11 protein-coding genes and 1 pseudogene are annotated in these 15,703 nt (G+C 31.8%); 7 read left to right on the top strand and 5 right to left on the bottom strand.

Going from position 1 to position 15,703, the window contains the following annotated elements; translation table 11 throughout:
• Nucleotides 1-108: 108 nt before the first annotated feature.
• The 3 genes from G9F70_RS05305 to G9F70_RS05315 all read right to left on the bottom strand — a co-directional run bounded on the left by G9F70_RS05305 (nucleotide 109) and on the right by G9F70_RS05315 (nucleotide 6,149).
• Nucleotides 109-3,108 carry a helicase C-terminal domain-containing protein gene (locus tag G9F70_RS05305; protein ID WP_164947727.1) on the bottom strand — a complete coding sequence of 1,000 codons (3,000 nt, stop codon included), beginning with the start codon at nucleotides 3,106-3,108 and terminating at the stop codon, nucleotides 109-111.
• Nucleotides 3,109-3,385: 277 nt separating this feature from the next.
• The gene (locus tag G9F70_RS05310) at nucleotides 3,386-4,054 is read right to left on the bottom strand and encodes a hypothetical protein (protein WP_164947728.1); all 669 of its coding nucleotides are present in this window, start codon (nucleotides 4,052-4,054) and stop codon (nucleotides 3,386-3,388) included.
• Between the two features lie 697 nt (nucleotides 4,055-4,751).
• A complete protein-coding gene (locus G9F70_RS05315; protein WP_164947729.1) occupies nucleotides 4,752-6,149 on the bottom strand; it encodes a DUF4317 domain-containing protein in 1,398 nt (465 codons plus the stop codon).
• A 642-nt stretch (nucleotides 6,150-6,791) separates the two neighbouring features.
• On the opposite strand from G9F70_RS05315, the gene katG reads away from it, so the two are divergent.
• Nucleotides 6,792-8,993: a catalase/peroxidase HPI gene (gene katG, locus G9F70_RS05320; protein ID WP_164947730.1), complete on the top strand. Its 2,202-nt coding sequence runs from the start codon at nucleotides 6,792-6,794 to the stop codon at nucleotides 8,991-8,993.
• 101 nt (nucleotides 8,994-9,094) lie between these two features.
• On the opposite strand, the pseudogene G9F70_RS05325 reads toward katG, so the two are convergent.
• Together G9F70_RS05325 and G9F70_RS05330 are read right to left on the bottom strand one after the other, a co-directional pair.
• A pseudogene (locus tag G9F70_RS05325) lies at nucleotides 9,095-9,226 on the bottom strand (DUF5661 family protein); the annotation flags it as partial.
• Between the two features lie 38 nt (nucleotides 9,227-9,264).
• On the bottom strand, nucleotides 9,265-10,539 hold the full coding sequence (locus tag G9F70_RS05330; RefSeq protein ID WP_164947731.1) for a M28 family metallopeptidase: 1,275 nt from the start codon (nucleotides 10,537-10,539) through the stop codon (nucleotides 9,265-9,267).
• Nucleotides 10,540-10,858: 319 nt separating this feature from the next.
• On the opposite strand from G9F70_RS05330, the gene G9F70_RS05335 reads away from it, so the two are divergent.
• The 6 genes from G9F70_RS05335 (at nucleotide 10,859) to istA (ending at nucleotide 15,702) form a co-directional block, all read left to right on the top strand.
• Nucleotides 10,859-11,440 carry an RQC-minor-1 family DNA-binding protein gene (locus G9F70_RS05335; RefSeq protein ID WP_164947732.1) on the top strand — a complete coding sequence of 194 codons (582 nt, stop codon included), beginning with the start codon at nucleotides 10,859-10,861 and terminating at the stop codon, nucleotides 11,438-11,440.
• A 44-nt stretch (nucleotides 11,441-11,484) separates the two neighbouring features.
• On the top strand, nucleotides 11,485-12,027 hold the full coding sequence (locus tag G9F70_RS05340) for a DUF6155 family protein (protein ID WP_164947733.1): 543 nt from the start codon (nucleotides 11,485-11,487) through the stop codon (nucleotides 12,025-12,027).
• Between the two features lie 414 nt (nucleotides 12,028-12,441).
• Nucleotides 12,442-12,669, top strand: a complete 228-nt coding sequence (locus G9F70_RS05345) for a DUF3791 domain-containing protein (RefSeq protein ID WP_224617432.1) — start codon at nucleotides 12,442-12,444, stop codon at nucleotides 12,667-12,669.
• Nucleotides 12,666-13,181, top strand: a complete 516-nt coding sequence (locus tag G9F70_RS05350; protein WP_164947734.1) for a DUF3990 domain-containing protein — start codon at nucleotides 12,666-12,668, stop codon at nucleotides 13,179-13,181. The genes G9F70_RS05345 and G9F70_RS05350 overlap by 4 nt, the downstream gene beginning before the upstream one ends.
• A complete protein-coding gene (locus G9F70_RS05355) occupies nucleotides 13,171-13,401 on the top strand; it encodes a hypothetical protein (protein ID WP_164947735.1) in 231 nt (76 codons plus the stop codon). The genes G9F70_RS05350 and G9F70_RS05355 overlap by 11 nt, the downstream gene beginning before the upstream one ends.
• Nucleotides 13,402-14,154: 753 nt before the next feature.
• The gene (istA, locus tag G9F70_RS05360; protein ID WP_224617433.1) at nucleotides 14,155-15,702 is read left to right on the top strand and encodes an IS21 family transposase; all 1,548 of its coding nucleotides are present in this window, start codon (nucleotides 14,155-14,157) and stop codon (nucleotides 15,700-15,702) included.
• Nucleotide 15,703: the final 1 nt, after the last annotated feature.

Below are 15,703 nucleotides of genomic sequence, written 5' to 3' on the forward strand. Positions count from 1 at the left end.
CCTTCTTGAGGATGTGGTAAAAACTGTAAATTCTTATTTTCTACAAACAAAATATAAATGCAATTATAAAAATGCAAATAATTACTATAAATACTTTGTGGTTTAAATTTATATAATATCTTTAAAATACTGATTTATTTTAGTACTATTTCCTGCATCCAATTTTAACTCTTTACCATTAATATAAATACTTATTTCTTGGGCTAAATAAATATTCACATCATACTTCAAATTTCTTTTGCTATACTCAAAGGCCATAAATTCATTTATAAAATTCTCAATTTCCTTAAGTGATTTAATTTCCTTAAACTTCTTCTTTTCTGAAATAGATTTTTTTAAATAAGGTTTAACTTCCTTCATTATCTTATAAAGATTTATTTGTTTCCATCTTGTTACCCTTGATTTTAAATCCCTAAAGATATTATCGCCATCTTTTCGTATAATAGGCACTCCATGAAGCTGAGTGGCAAGTTTTTTTACTGTGGAGTTATCACTATGGAATTTACTCATAATAAATAGAGAACCATAATCATATTCAGTTCTTATAATTCTTCCATAAATCTGCTTTAAATCAATTGATACAATGGGGAAATTCACCTGGGCATAGGACTGCCAATAAGTTTTGCCCTTTTCAATCATATTATCTATTAATGACTTATAAAAGGGTTCACTACCATTAATATTAGGAACTTTATCTAAAATGACTGTGGTCATAGTGTCCCCTGGAATATCTATACCTTCAAAATATCCCTTTGATCCAAGTAAAATATATCTTTCATCTCTAGATTTTAATTTTTCAATGTCTTTTTTTCCATCCACAACTCTTACTCTAAGGGACAACAAATCTTCTGTAGCAGCTTTCTTAAATGCCATAAGTCTTTTTCTGCTTGTAAAAAGCATAATAATATTACCTTCAACATTATGCAAAAGTTCTAAAACAAAATTTTTCAGTTTTTCTGAAAAAACTTCTACATTATTAGGATCAATATTTTCTATAGAATAAATGGCACTTTTACCTTTATAGTTAAAGATAGGTTCTATAGGAGGCACCTCTACTATTTCTTTGTTGTGGGACTTAGCAATATTAATTCCCAAAGTGTTTTTAAAACTATTATAGCTATCCTCCGTACTTAAAGTAGCCGATACAAAAAGGCAGCTTTTAGCTCCACTTAGCACTTTTTCATAAAAAGCACCTGATACATCTAAGGGGATACTGGATATCTTCCACCACTTAAAGTATTTGTCTACTTCAAAGTAAAAGCAATAATTTTCTTTGCTTTGAATAACCATATCCTCTAGCAAGTTAATATAGCTATTTATAACTTCAACTTTTTCAACTAATATTTTAAAACGTTTATCCTTTTCAATAGTAGAGGTATCCCTTAAAATTGAAACAGATTTATCCAAATTTATATTTAAGCGAGTCATGCCATCTTTAAGATACTCTAAATATTTTATTACCATTGACAAGTTAGGATTGTTTTTATTTACATGCTCTTTAATATTGTACTCCCTACCTATTCCGCTGGTAACTATATAGTTTTCAAAGGCAGCTTTAATATTATTAATACTATTGTTACACTGTTCTATATTTAGTGCTACTTCACTTAGGGGTAAAGCATTCTTTTTAGTTCTTATAGATAAAAAATATAGGTATCCACTCTTTTCTGTGATGTCATATATATCCTTTAGAAATCTTGTGAATTCATAAGAAATCAGAGTGCTTTCAAAGGCGTCATATACTTCATCAGTGAGATTATGAGCTTCATCTACCACAATATTTTCAAGAGGTGCCATACTTTTATAGGGCCACTTTAATAATAAGGAATGATTTATTACAATAACCTGTGCTTCCTTTAGTGATTCAACCTTTGAAGCATAATAACATTGCTCCTTATACTTACAGCTACTCACATCACAAAGTTCTGAGTCACAGCAGCATTGTTCTATTAGGTAGTTTAAATTAAACTTCTCTTTTAGGTCATAGTTTATTCCTTCCACCTCTCCAATTCCCTTTTCTGTTATCAATCTTTTTAAATAAACATATCCAATAAGAGTTTTCATGTCCCTAGGATATTCTATATCTTTAAATCTATCAAAACATAGATAATTGCTTTTCCCTTTTATTAAGGTATAGTTTATATCTCCTTTTAGATTTAAGGTCTCTAGAAGACTCGGAATATCCTTATCCACCAGTTGATTTTGTAATCCTTTAGTGTTAGTAGATATAATAATTTTTTCTTCTTTGAGATAAGTATATATAGAAGCCGGAAGCAAATAAGCCAAGCTTTTTCCGAGACCCGTTGGTGCTTCCATTATTGTGATTTTACCGCCCTCTAGTCCTTCTCGTATAAACTTTGCTGCATCCCTTTGCTGCGGTCTTAAGGTATAACTCCTGCCATTTCTTCTCCAAAGGTCTTTATGCTCAAAAAGTTTTTCATAGTCCTTGAGGGCAAAAATAGGATAAGGTTCATCTGCATTATTTTTAAATACAATAGGTTTATTTTCTAAGAAACCTTTTACATCATCCATATTTACATTTGTAAGATACATGTACCAGTTCCAAGATTCCAGCTCTGTAATGCTCATTGGAAGAGTATAACCATTTTCACAATAAAATTTACTGATTGCATAATTAAGTAGTTTTATTGCATTTTCTGCATCACTAAACCGTGCATGGTTTTCTTCTTTATAATGAGGAATAAATTTATTAAATAAATATTGAAGATTAAATTCTGTAAGTTCCGGAAAAAGTATAGCGAAAAGATCCAATAAATCTAAAAACGCATTGCTTACCTTAAGAGAATTTTCTTCAAAATTTGTATTAAGACAGACTAAAGGTAGGTCTTCAAAAAAAACTAATAGTTCTTTCATAACCTCATTAATCTGTGGGGAGATAGCTAGGTCCTCTTGAGTAATTTCTCTACCGAGAACAAATATACTTAGTGGCATTAATCTATTTGGATTAACTAGAGTGTTAAACTTAGTAACTAACTTATCTTTTATTTTAACAGCACTGATTGCTACAATTTTATCATTTTTACTATCAATGCCAGTGGTTTCTATATCTAAAAATATTAAATTATCTAATATACTGTAGGGTTTCATAAATTCTCCTTGACAAGTCCTTGATTATTAAATTATTTCGATTTAATTATATCATAACTACTTATAAAATAATAAAGAGGAATTAATATTGCTTAGATGATATAGTCATAGTATCTAAGAATAATGGAAAAGAAGCTCCAGAAGAATTTAGCAAAGTCTTATTATAAGATCACATAAGGAGACATAAGACCATGGATTTAGTATAGACTAAAATCCATGGTCTTATATTATATAAAATGATGAAATAAAAATACGTTTTATATTGATTTAATATTTGTTATTTACCAGTAAAATTAGCCATTCCATTATCTCCAGTGTAAGGAGGTGCTCCTTTAACTGTTACATAACAAATTATTAGCATATACTCTGCTCCTCTAGGAATAGCTCTATTGAAAGTTAATATAAATGTTTTTGCTGAGCCATTTTTTGGCTCTATTCTAACCATACTACTGGTAAGGGAATTTCCAGCGTTCACACTATCATTTTTACCAAGAGTACCAATACCTTCAGGGCGAGCATTCATTGTATCTTTGACCCAGTAATTAGTTGCCTTCATTGCTAACCTTACATCAACATCTCTATCGTAGCTAATTTGAATTTGATTAGGTGAAAGTTGTTCCAAGCTTGTTAGCATTGGAATAGGAAATTTCATAGACATAGGATTCATTTGACTCATTTCATCCGTACCCATCATGGAATGCATTCCTTGCATATTCATCATTTGGCACATGCCGTGCATACTCATCATAAGGTACATACTTTGCATACTAATCAAATGATGCATACTCTGCATCATTTCATACATACTCTGCATATCTATCATCTGCGGAGTTCCCATACCACACATCATTGGATACATGTTTTGCATACCCGTCATCTGGGGCATATTGTACATGCCACTCATTTGTGGCATACCTTGCATAGGATTATCTAAATATGTTTTCAATAATTACACCTCATCAATAATTTTTATTTACATAATATTGTATGCATTGAGGTAAAACTTGTGTTAGAGGGAAGTGAAAAATAATGGACATAAAAGTTGTTCTTCATTAAATTTAGGCAGTTTTTTAACTGTATGTAGTGTCATGTATTCATTAGATTATTGCTTATTTACTGTTTTTAACAAGTCACAGTTACCTTAGTGGGTCATGAAGTGGCCCACTTGCTACTAACTGATTTAGGAAAGGAATTCGAGCCAGTATTGAAACAGTTTAGAGTCTGGGGAGATAAATATATTGGATCTCTTAATAAGAGACTATAATAAAATTACAGGTTAAAAAATTAGTAATAATGTGCGGTTATGTTAGTCAACTTCTGTTATGCAATTCTAAGATATTATGCAATTTGTAGATTTGACGTAGTGAATAATAAAACCACTTTTATAATGAACGGCAAATATTGAAAACTACCTTCACTTAAACTGGAGTTATTCTCTAAAATCATAGGATCGTTTTAATTTTCAATATTCCTCCTACGGTTACCAAGAGGTAACTAATATTGCAAATTGTTCGCTATCGCACTTTTTAGCAAGAAGAAACTGTTTCCAGTTTCTTCTATGGGATCAGGTCCAAAGCAAATAATTATAAATTTAATAAGAGGTTATTAAAATGCCTCCGGATAAAATAGTTAATAAAGTTGTTTTAAATCAAATTATCTATGCCATTAACCGTAGTTTGTTCATTGTCATTAATAGGAATAACAATGCATTTTTGGCCATTAATTATTTGAGATTTTATTTGAGATATTTTTTCGGGTTTTACTTGAAGTATAACATCATAATGAGGGGTAACATTATTATCTTCTGAAAATGCATCTGGAACTTTCTCTAAATCAGTTTCTAAAATTTCTTCTAGATTAGCTTCTAAAGTTTCTTCTAAATCAGTTGCTGAAGCTTCTTCTAAAACCACATTATCATCATTAACTGCTGTAGACAGTTGAGTTCTATTATCTATAGTATTCTCTTGTTTAACTTGATCAAGTCTAGCTTGAAGCATTTCTACTTGTTTGTGAAGGCGGTCTTCCTTTTTTCTTTGCACATTTGCCTTAAGAGCCTTTGCGTCAATTAATTTTTTTGCTAAAGGGATATCATCACCAAAGTTTTCTACATAAGAGTTTTCAATCTTAGTAGTAATTTCTTCGGGAACTTCACTTTCTATTAAAAGGTTTTGTATATCCTTCTTTGTTAAGCTTATAGGTTCACAATCTGGATCATCATTTAGAGCATTGTATTCTTCTATCATAGTGCTTAGGTTTTCTTGTATGTCCATAAAAATTTTATCAGCTTTATTTTCATCAGAACTAAAAGAATCTTTAATAATTGATTGGAATGTTTCCTTTTGCACCGTAGCAGTTTGTTTTGAAGGACAACCTAAAGCATTTTCCATTAATTCAGTATGTGTATCCTTTGCATTTTTTGTGTAATACATAATAGAGTTAACATCTGAACTACGATCAATAAAAGCAGGAAATACAAAGCCATTAGTTGGGTACTCAACTACCCAGTCTCTAATACGTGCCTTTATTTTGTTTTGCTCTTCAAAGTATCTAAGACCAGGCTCTGAAAGTGAAACTGGACATATTGCACATAACACATATTCATATACTTCTTCAGATTCATCTATCTTTACATTATCTTTGGTTTTGGTAATAACATCATAAGCATCATGGAAAAAGAGTATTAAAAAATTACCAGTGTAATCATAATTAGATATAATCAAATCATAAAAATTATCGAGAAGAGTATCATCTTTTAATTGACTGTTTTTAAGCTGCATAAGAGAAATTTGTCTTTCATTTATAAAATCTTCATTAGCTTCAAAGTTAAGTTCTAAAATATTATTCCCAATAGTTCCAGACAGTACTTTTTTAGCAATTTCTAAGTATTTAAAGTATTCGTCATCATCTAAATTTAGAAAGCTTTCTCTAAATTTTAAAATAGTATGTTTTTCTCCATTAACATAGCAGCCACACATTTTAGTGAAGGTGCATTGTTCTTTTTTTAAACGTCTTTTTAACTCAAGTATATCTTTTTTTCTCATGTATAAACTCCTCAATTTATAGACAAACCTTACGTGAATTTATATTTGAAGTGGTTTGCCTTTAGTATTTTTTATTTGTAGCTATAATTAATATATTATCGTTATTAATTATAGTATTTTTTTTACATTAAATAAAGGGTTTATATATTAATCAATTTTTTAAATGGTTTCTATCGTATTATGAAAAGAGTACACCCATCTTCTATAAGTGGGTAGTGAATTTTCATTTGGCGTTAGCCAACCTTGTAGTAACCTCTTTTATTATCTTTTTATAAATAAAGTAGATAGCTATATTTTTTTGATATAGTAAATAATATTATTATGAATATTCAAGAGCGGAGGATTCATAATGACTAAAAAAATTACTAAAGCAATCTTATTTGGTGTTCAAAAACAACAGCTTAAACATTTAACTTCTAGTAATTGGATATATAAAGGTAAATTAGATTAACGGATTTTAAAGAAAAGTTATTTAACAAAACTTACCCAATATTATTTATCAATTCACTCATAGTACTAGTTATATATTTATATAATTTACAGTAATAGTATTTATATGAGAAAGGCTACATTACCTTTATGTATATATAAATTAAGTAGTTGTGCAGGTAGGTAAAGAAGAAGGGGAAGGAGGATAGTGTTATGTTAGAAGGGAAATGTCCAATGACAGGAAGAACAAGCAAAGCAGTAGCAGGTGGGGGAACAACTAATGAGTATTGGTGGCCAAAGCAGCTTAAGCTTAATGTTCTTCGTCAAAACTCAGAACTAAGCAATCCTATGTCTAAAGGTTTTAACTATGCTGAAGAATTTAAAAAATTAGATTATTATGGACTAAAGAATGATTTATATAAGTTGATGACAGATTCTAAGGAATGGTGGCCTGCTGATTATGGTCACTATGGACCATTCTTTATTCGTATGGCTTGGCATAGTGCTGGAACTTATAGAGTTGGTGATGGTAGAGGAGGTGGAGGGCAAGGATTGCAACGTTTTCCACCACTTAATAGCTGGCCAGATAATATAAATTTAGATAAAGCACGTCGTTTACTTTGGCCAATTAAAAAGAAATATGGAAATAAAATATCTTGGGCTGACCTTATGGTATTGACAGGTAACTGCGCATTCGAATCTATGGGATTAAAGACAATTGGTTTTGGTGGTGGCAGAGTGGATGTTTGGGAACCACAGGAGGATATTTACTGGGGTAGTGAAAAAGAATGGCTTGGAGATGAGCGTAATAAAGATGATAAAGAACTTGAAAATCCTCTTGCTGCAGTACAAATGGGCTTAATTTATGTAAACCCACAGGGACCCAATGGAAACCCTGACCCTAAGGCATCAGCCAATGATGTAAGGGAAACATTCTCTCGTATGGCAATGAATGATGAGGAAACTGTTGCTCTTATAGCGGGTGGACATACTTTTGGTAAATGTCATGGAGCTGCATCACCTTCATATGTTGGGCCAGAGCCAGAAGCTACACCTATGCAGCAGCAAGGGTTGGGGTGGCAAAATAGCTATACAACTGGTAAGGGCCCAGATACCATAAGTAGTGGGCTTGAAGGTGCATGGAAAGCAGAGCCTACAAAGTGGACAATGGGTTACTTAAAAACATTATTTAAATATGAGTGGGAATTAGTTAAAAGTCCTGCAGGAGCATACCAATGGTTAGCTAAAGATGTAGATGAAGAGGATATGGTAGTTGATGCCTCTGATCCATTAAAAAAGCATAGACCTATGATGACCACAGCAGATTTAGCACTTATTTATGATCCTATTTACAAACCAATAGCAAAGGATTATCTAGAAAATCCAGAAAAATTTGCTGAGGATTTTACCAGGGCTTGGTTTAAATTAACCCATAGAGATATGGGACCAATATCAAGGTATCTCGGACCAGAAGTTCCAACAGAAAGCTTTATTTGGCAAGATCCAGTGCCAAAAGTTAACTATAAATTGATTAATAAGAAGGATATTTTAGAGATTAAGAAAAAGATTCTAGATTCAGGCTTGTCAATATCAGAACTTGTTACAACAGCTTGGGAATCTGCATCAACATTTCGTGGTTCAGATAAGCGTGGAGGGGCAAATGGGGCAAGAATACGCCTAAAACCACAAAGACAATGGCAAATTAATGAGCCGGAAAGGCTTAGCGAGGTTTTAAATACCCTAGAAAGAATTCAAATAAGTTTTAATAGGTCACATTCAAAGGGGAAGAAGGTTTCTTTAGCTGATATTATTGTATTAGGTGGATGTGTTGGTATTGAACAAGCTGCAAAAAATGCAGGGGACAACATTACTGTTCCTTTTACTCCAGGACGAACTGATGCAACCCAAGAGGAAACAGATATAAAGGCATTTGGTGTTCTTGAACCTAAGGCAGATGGATTTAGAAACTATATAAAAGATCTATATGCAGTAACATCAGATGAAATGTTAATTGATAGAGCACAATTATTAACACTAACTATTCCAGAAATGACAGTATTAATTGGTGGTATGCGTGTGTTAAATACTAATTATAGACAATCAAAGGATGGGGTGTTTACAAAGAGGGAAGAATGTCTTACAAATGATTTCTTTGTAAACCTTCTTGATATTAATATCCTGTGGAAGGTGTTACCTGAATGTGAGGAAAAATTTATGGGTTTTGATAGAGAAACAGGTATGAGGAAGTGGACAGCAACAAGAGTTGATCTTATATTTGGATCAAATTCACAACTTCGCGCAGTTGCTGAGGTATATGCATCTAATGGCAACGAGAAAAAGTTCATACAAGATTTTGTAGCTGCATGGAATAAGATAATGAATGCAGACCGTTTTGATGTTGAAGAATATTATTAAATAAAATAATCAGGTCAGTAGATAGTAGTATTAAAACCTCATTACACATTAAGTATCACCTACCTACATAAAAGAGGTAAGTGATACTCTCAATAAATCCTCTAAACTTTCTTACTCCAATACTTCTCAGCCTCAACTTCAAGTTTTTTTAGTCGCTCATAATAATCAGGAAATTTCTTTAAATGTGCATAAGCAATTTTTCCAGATAAAATAGGATCATTATTTGTTATATTGAGCAAGTAAATAAATGGATTTCACTTCGTTACATCCATTATTTAACTGCATCCCCTTTTTCAGGTTCTTTACCAAAGTATTTATCTAATTCCTTTTTCATGTTATCTGGAATCTTTCTTTCCATTGGAAATACTACTGAATTTACAATGGATTCGCTGAATTCTTTTGTTATTATGGTAGTTTTTTCTAAGGCCTCAGCACTTAAAAAATCCATAATATCGTTACGACTGTGGATGAATGCTCCACCCATAGGTGCAAAACGGCAGAATGTAAGAGACGGAATTCCTGCATTTGCAAAGGCTGTGGAATCACTTGAATATATGCTCTGTTCTACCATAAGCGGGAAGCCTTTAATTTTAGCCATATGATCAATATAATCAATCAAGCTTTGCTGCGCGGTAACTAGGGCCTTCTCTTTTCCGAGAATGGAGCCTGCAACGTCTACATTAATCATTAGAAGATGTTTTTGTAGTTCTTCCTCATGAGCCTTTAAATAAGCTTTACTACCAAGAAGTCCAACCTCTTCAGAACCATACCATACAAATTTTAAAGTTCTAATTGGCGGATTTTCTTTAAAATGTCTAAGAAGTTCCATTATAATAACTGAGCCAGCACCATTGTCATATACACCAGTACTGAAAGGAGTACTGTCATAATGAGCACCGAAAGATATTATCTCATCAGGGTATTTTGTGCCTTCTAAGGTTACAACAACATTATGTGAAGTAAGTTCTATATCTTCAGTAATTAGTTCTACTTTCACCATAGAAGCTTTGTTTTGAACCATATGGAAGCCGTCTTTCATACGCATATTTATAGCAGGTACTTTTCCGTGCTCCGTATTCTTTTCACGCATTCTACTTACAGTAATATCAGTTTTATCCTCTTCATCCATGGCAGTACCACACATGGTTATATAACCAGCGATACCAGTTTTTATAAGCTTTTTATAAAGCTTAGGATCTGGACCCATATTTATAAGTACAAATTTTCCTTTAAGGTCTATTAAATTTGCATCAAGCCCATCTTCTATATATACAAAATCTGTAGTTATTCCACCTTCAGGTGTGCTAATTGAGCAGTTATATGGTGTAATGTCATATTCTTTTTCATAAGGTTCAACTACCGTAAGTGTTGCTTTCTTAATATTAGAAGTAGGCACTTTAAAATATTCTAAGTGTCCCGTGCAGCCTATTGAAGATATTTCCTCAATTAGAAGGTTTGCAGCTTTTAATTCCTCTTCTGAACCACTGGTTCGTACAAAACCAATTTTCTTTAAAAGTTCGAATTCTCTTTGACTATTGATTGACATAACGTTTCCCCCTTCGTGTATGTAATTATATATAGTATACCAAATTTAGAAGAAAACTCAAAATGTGGAGAGGAGTACCATAAATAAATGTGAAATCTATGATATTAATTGGTTACGGTTAGTTTTTAATAAAAATTGGGAGTGGAGCTTTCAATCTTTGTTGCTAATTGATACGGAAATATATTCTTGGGGTCTTAATCGCTACTTACAGACGGTGGTGTTTTTGATTAGCAAAACACCATGAAGGTGAAGACGTATTATTATTTATCTATAAGAGATTATCTAAGGTTAAAAAATGTTTTTATAGAAAGGAAATAGTATGAGTAGAAGAGTGAAAAAAGTTTGTGTTACTCTTGATAGTAAAGATATAAGAGAAATGCCTATGGAGGATATTAGAGCAATAGTTAGGGGAGCAGATGACTTAATTATGAGCGGTGGTAGAAATTTACTTGCTAAAATTTTAAAAGTATCTAAAGAAAAGAAACTGCTAGAATTAAAGTTGAATGAAAGCCCTGTATATGGATATTTCAAGGAATTAAAAATAGATGATATTTTAGCTAGGGTGGATTGGTGTATTGAAAATGAGTACCTAGACATTGAATATGATTATAGACTTCCACTTTTGATTTATACTAAAAAAGGATGGGAAATAGAAAAAGATATATATTCTGATGAGTTTCTTCAAAAAATAAATGAAGTATGTTTTACTAAAAATTATGATTTTGTTTTACAACTGAAAGATAGAAATAGAGAATTGATAATTATGCTTCTTGATAAAATAGCAGCAACGGGGAGTAGGCAATACATCCCGGTACTTGAGGCTTGGGAGAAAATAGAATATAAAAAGGTGCAAAAGAAAATTAATGGTATCATTAAAAAGCTTAATGATAATAATATATAACTTTGCCACTTGCCATGTGGGTGGCACCTTCAGGAGGAATTTAAATGGGAAATCTAAAGATTATAGATTTAAAAAAGTATTTAAAGAATAAAAATGAAGAAGAATTGATGCAAGAAATTTTAACTCTTGCAAAGACTTTTAAAGATGTTAAAGAATATTACAATTTAAAGATAAATCCGGAATCAGAAAAAGAAATCTTGGAAAAGTATAAAAAAATAGTAAATAATGAGTTCTTGCCAGATAGAGGCTTTGGAAAAATGAGATATTCAGTAGTTAATGATGCTATAAAAGAATTTCAAAAGATTTCAAGCACACCAGAGAATATTGCTGAATTAATGATATCTTATGCAGAAGTAGGTGTAGAATTTACTAATACATATGGTGATATAGATGAAAAATTCTATAATAATATTGAAAAGGCTTATGATAATGCTCTAGAATATATTCAAAAAAATAATCTAGAGGATATGTTTAAGGAGAGGGCCTCACAAATTCAATATGAGGCGAGTGATATTGGATGGGGATTTGGAGATTATATGAGTGAATTATATTGCAATTATTATGGGTGGGAGGATGAAGAAGAGTAAATAGAGTTATCTAAATTAGGTTAGTAGATAGATTAGTACACACCTAATACGCCTAATATGCATAAGCGCGTAAGAAAATCTTGTAACTCTTGTGAATTGTAACAAAAACGCTATTAAGTAGAAATGAATTTGTAGTAATGAAAGTGCTAGGAAGACAAATGAAGGTGAGAATGGGTAGCTACTAGAAAAGCTAACTAATGGTTCAAAATTTTGATAATAATGGAGAATAGTTAAATGTTGAACTTTTCCTATTTTTAGATGGCTGTCCAGACCCCATAGGAGTTGACTGGAAGTCAACTCCTTGCTAATAGGTCAGTAATTTTCATACGAATTGAATTTTTATTAAAATGTTTCTTTTAATAAGAAAATTGACTATAATAATAGTAGATAAACTAATAGTGGAGAGTGATTAAGGTGTTAAGAGAAAGAGATCTAAATATAGTTAGATATATGGTAGCTTGTGTTAATGAATTTGCAGATAGATTTAATATAAATGGAAAAGAAGCTTTTAATTATCTTAATGAGCATAAAGCTATTAATTTCTTGCTAAATAATTATGAAATAGAGCATACTTTAAGTATTGATGATGCTGTAGATGATATAGTCATAGTAGCTAAGAATAATGGAGGTACTGTACAATGATTTTATATCACGGTTCTAATATTATCATTGAAAACATTGATTTAAATAAATGCAGACCTTATAAAGATTTTGGGAAAGGCTTCTACTGCACAACAATAAAGAGCCAAGCTGAATTGATGGCTAAGAGAGTTGCAGCTATTTATGGAGGAACTGCAGCAGTTACAGAGTTCTGTATGTCAGATAATATTTTCCTAGATGAAAATTTATCTATAAAGGTATTTGAAATCCCATCAAAAGAATGGGCATTATTTGTATTAAATAACAGAAGCAGAAGTTTCTCAGAATTTGATAGTAAAGAATGCAACCATGATTGTAAATATGATATGGTAGTTGGTCCAATAGCAGATGATGCTCTAGCATTACTGTTTAGAAGCTTTTCCAATGGGCTAATAGATATAGATACTTTGGTTAAAGATATGAAATTTAAGAAATTTACAAATCAATACTCTTTTCATACAGTAAAAGCAATTGGGCACCTTAAGGTCATAGGAGGTAGTGTGTATGGAGATTAAAAAGATATTAATGGAAGGCATTATTCAGGATTTGATTGGCTACTTATGTGATGATAAAAAAATTTCTATCCACCAGTCAATGTCTATAGTTTATAATTCAATAGTTTATGCAAAACTATGTGATGAAGATACAGGTCTTTATAGAGAAAGTTCTTCCTATATATATGAACTCTTAAAAGATGAGATTGAAGATGGGTGTCTACATCAGAAAGAGATATAAGTTTAATATATATGATAATACAGAGATGTTTAGAGAAATAATTTTTATAAAAGATAGTAACCTTATATGGAAATATAAAAAATGCCAAGCTTAGCAATGAGTATATTAAGTGAGTAGCTAGTAGAACTAATTATAGTTTACTAGCTATTTTTATCGTATATGGTCTCTTGAATACACTAAAAGGAGCCTGTGCCCTTTCGTAGGAGATTGCTGAAAGTATTCTCCTTGCTAATATTTTCTGGGAATCCGAGGTGTTAATGAGGATTGATGACATTTTTGATATTTACTGTTTTTGCCAAGTAACAGTTACCTTAGTGGGTCACGAAGTGGCCCGCTTGCTACATTGAAACCTAGTAAACAAGCCATTCGCTGAGAGGACAGCCTAAAAAACAAGACTATAGTAGGCTAGAAAGTCAACTTTGAAGCATAAGTAAATATAATTGTTACAAGTGTTACAAGAATTCTATATAGAGTTATTGAAATTAGGTAGATTTAGTATAGGGAATACGCCGAATACGCCTAACACGCATAAGCGCGTAAGGAAATCTTGTAACTCTTGTAACTTGTAACAAAAACGCTATTAAGTAGAATTGAATTTGTAGTAATGAAAGTGCTAGGAAGATAAATGAAGGTGAGATGTAAGTGGTAAACTAAAACCATGAGATTTAGGAAAATAAGAACCCGGAATAATTTCCAAATAACCACAAAAACAAACACCTTTTCTGTACAATAGAATTGAAGAGGTGATGAGAATTGAAAAGATTGAAGGGCTGGAAATTGTTTGGTGAAATTAAAGAAATGAAGGAGAGAGGATTTAATAAATCTCAGACATCAAGAAACTTATTGATTGATTTTGAAACGGTATCAAATTATTGGAATATGACACCTGATGAATATGCTAAATTACTGGAAAAGAGAAAAAGTAGAGTTAAAAAGCTAGACCAATATGAGGAAGAAATTATATCGTGGTTGAGGGATTATCCAGATATGAGTACTTCGCAAATATTTGACTGGTTGGAAGAAAAGTATGGAAGTATGGATTGCACTGATAGGAGTGCTAGAAACTTTTTAAGCTGCATAAGGACTGAATATAAGATTCCAAAAATAAAGCATATACGGCAGTATGAAGCGGTTGCTGATCTCCCAATGGGATATCAAGCACAGGTAGATTTTGGACAAATATGGCTTAAGACAGATAAGGGCAATAGAATTAAACTTTACTGTTTCACGATGGTTCTTTCCCATTCTAGATACAAATTTGCATTATGGATGGATAGGCCATTTACAAGCATAGATTTTGTACAAGCTCATGATATGGCTTTTAAACACTTAGGAGGTATGCCTATTGAAATTGTGTATGACCAAGACAGAATTCTAGCGGTGAATGAAAATTATGGTGATATCATATTTACTGAAGAATTTCAAAAATACATAGACATAATGAAATTCAAAGTATACTTATGCAGAGGATTTGATCCAGCTAGTAAGGGCCGAATTGAGGCCGTGGTTAAATTTGTTAAATATAACTTTGCTGAACATAGAATATTTTCTGACATCGCTACATTTAACGAAGAATGCCAATCATGGCTTGAAAGGACAGGAAATGGAAAGATACATGGAACAACAAAAAAGATACCAAGAGAAGTGTTTGCTCTAGAAAAGGAACATCTTCTTCCGATACCTAATGTGGTTAATGAATTAACATCTAATACAAGTTTAACCTATGTTGTAAGGAAAGACAATACTATTTTGTACAAACAAAACAGGTATGGTGTTCCTAAAGGGACCTACTCACCAGGCAAAAGCGTTAAGCTTGAAATAGATAGTGATTTAGTAATAATCACTGATATAGAAACAAAAATATTGATTACAAAACATAAATTAAGCAAAGAAAAAGGCAAGCTGATAAAGATAACTCATCCAGAAAGAGAGAGGGATACAAAGCTTGAAGATATGTATAAAGAGGTTTTAGTTCTACTTGGCAGTGGTGATGATTCAATACAGTTTTTAAATAGCATAAAAGAGCTAAAACCTAGATATATGAGGGATCAACTAAGTGTTATTAAAAAATCTGTTGCAGCTACTTCCGCAGCAATAATAAGGGACTCTTTGGATTACTGTATTAAAAGAAATCTATTTAGCGCTACTCTTTTTAATGACACAATATTATTTATGAAGGATAAACAAACTACCTCTGAACATGTTAAACAGCCTCAAAGTAATCCTATACCTGAAAAGTACAGAAATATTAAGACACAGGTTAGAGATACCAATGAATACAAACAGGCAATGGAGGGATAAA

The sequence above is a fragment of the Clostridium sp. FP1 genome (assembly GCF_011065975.2).
In the GTDB taxonomy this organism is placed as follows: Bacteria; Bacillota; Clostridia; order Clostridiales; family Clostridiaceae; genus Clostridium_AD; species Clostridium_AD tagluense.

What these genes read in the sequence shown, in the direction of transcription:
- G9F70_RS05350 (WP_164947734.1), top strand. Translation starts at nt 12,666, where the DNA reads ATGATTTTATATCACGGTTCTAATATTATCATTGAAAACATTGATTTA.
- G9F70_RS05335 (WP_164947732.1), top strand. Translation starts at nt 10,859, where the DNA reads ATGAGTAGAAGAGTGAAAAAAGTTTGTGTTACTCTTGATAGTAAAGAT.
- G9F70_RS05340 (WP_164947733.1), top strand. Translation starts at nt 11,485, where the DNA reads ATGGGAAATCTAAAGATTATAGATTTAAAAAAGTATTTAAAGAATAAA.
- katG (WP_164947730.1), top strand. Translation starts at nt 6,792, where the DNA reads ATGTTAGAAGGGAAATGTCCAATGACAGGAAGAACAAGCAAAGCAGTA.
- G9F70_RS05355 (WP_164947735.1), top strand. Translation starts at nt 13,171, where the DNA reads ATGGAGATTAAAAAGATATTAATGGAAGGCATTATTCAGGATTTGATT.
- G9F70_RS05330 (WP_164947731.1), bottom strand. Translation starts at nt 10,539, where the DNA reads ATGTCAATCAATAGTCAAAGAGAATTCGAACTTTTAAAGAAAATTGGT.
- G9F70_RS05315 (WP_164947729.1), bottom strand. Translation starts at nt 6,149, where the DNA reads ATGAGAAAAAAAGATATACTTGAGTTAAAAAGACGTTTAAAAAAAGAA.
- G9F70_RS05305 (WP_164947727.1), bottom strand. Translation starts at nt 3,108, where the DNA reads ATGAAACCCTACAGTATATTAGATAATTTAATATTTTTAGATATAGAA.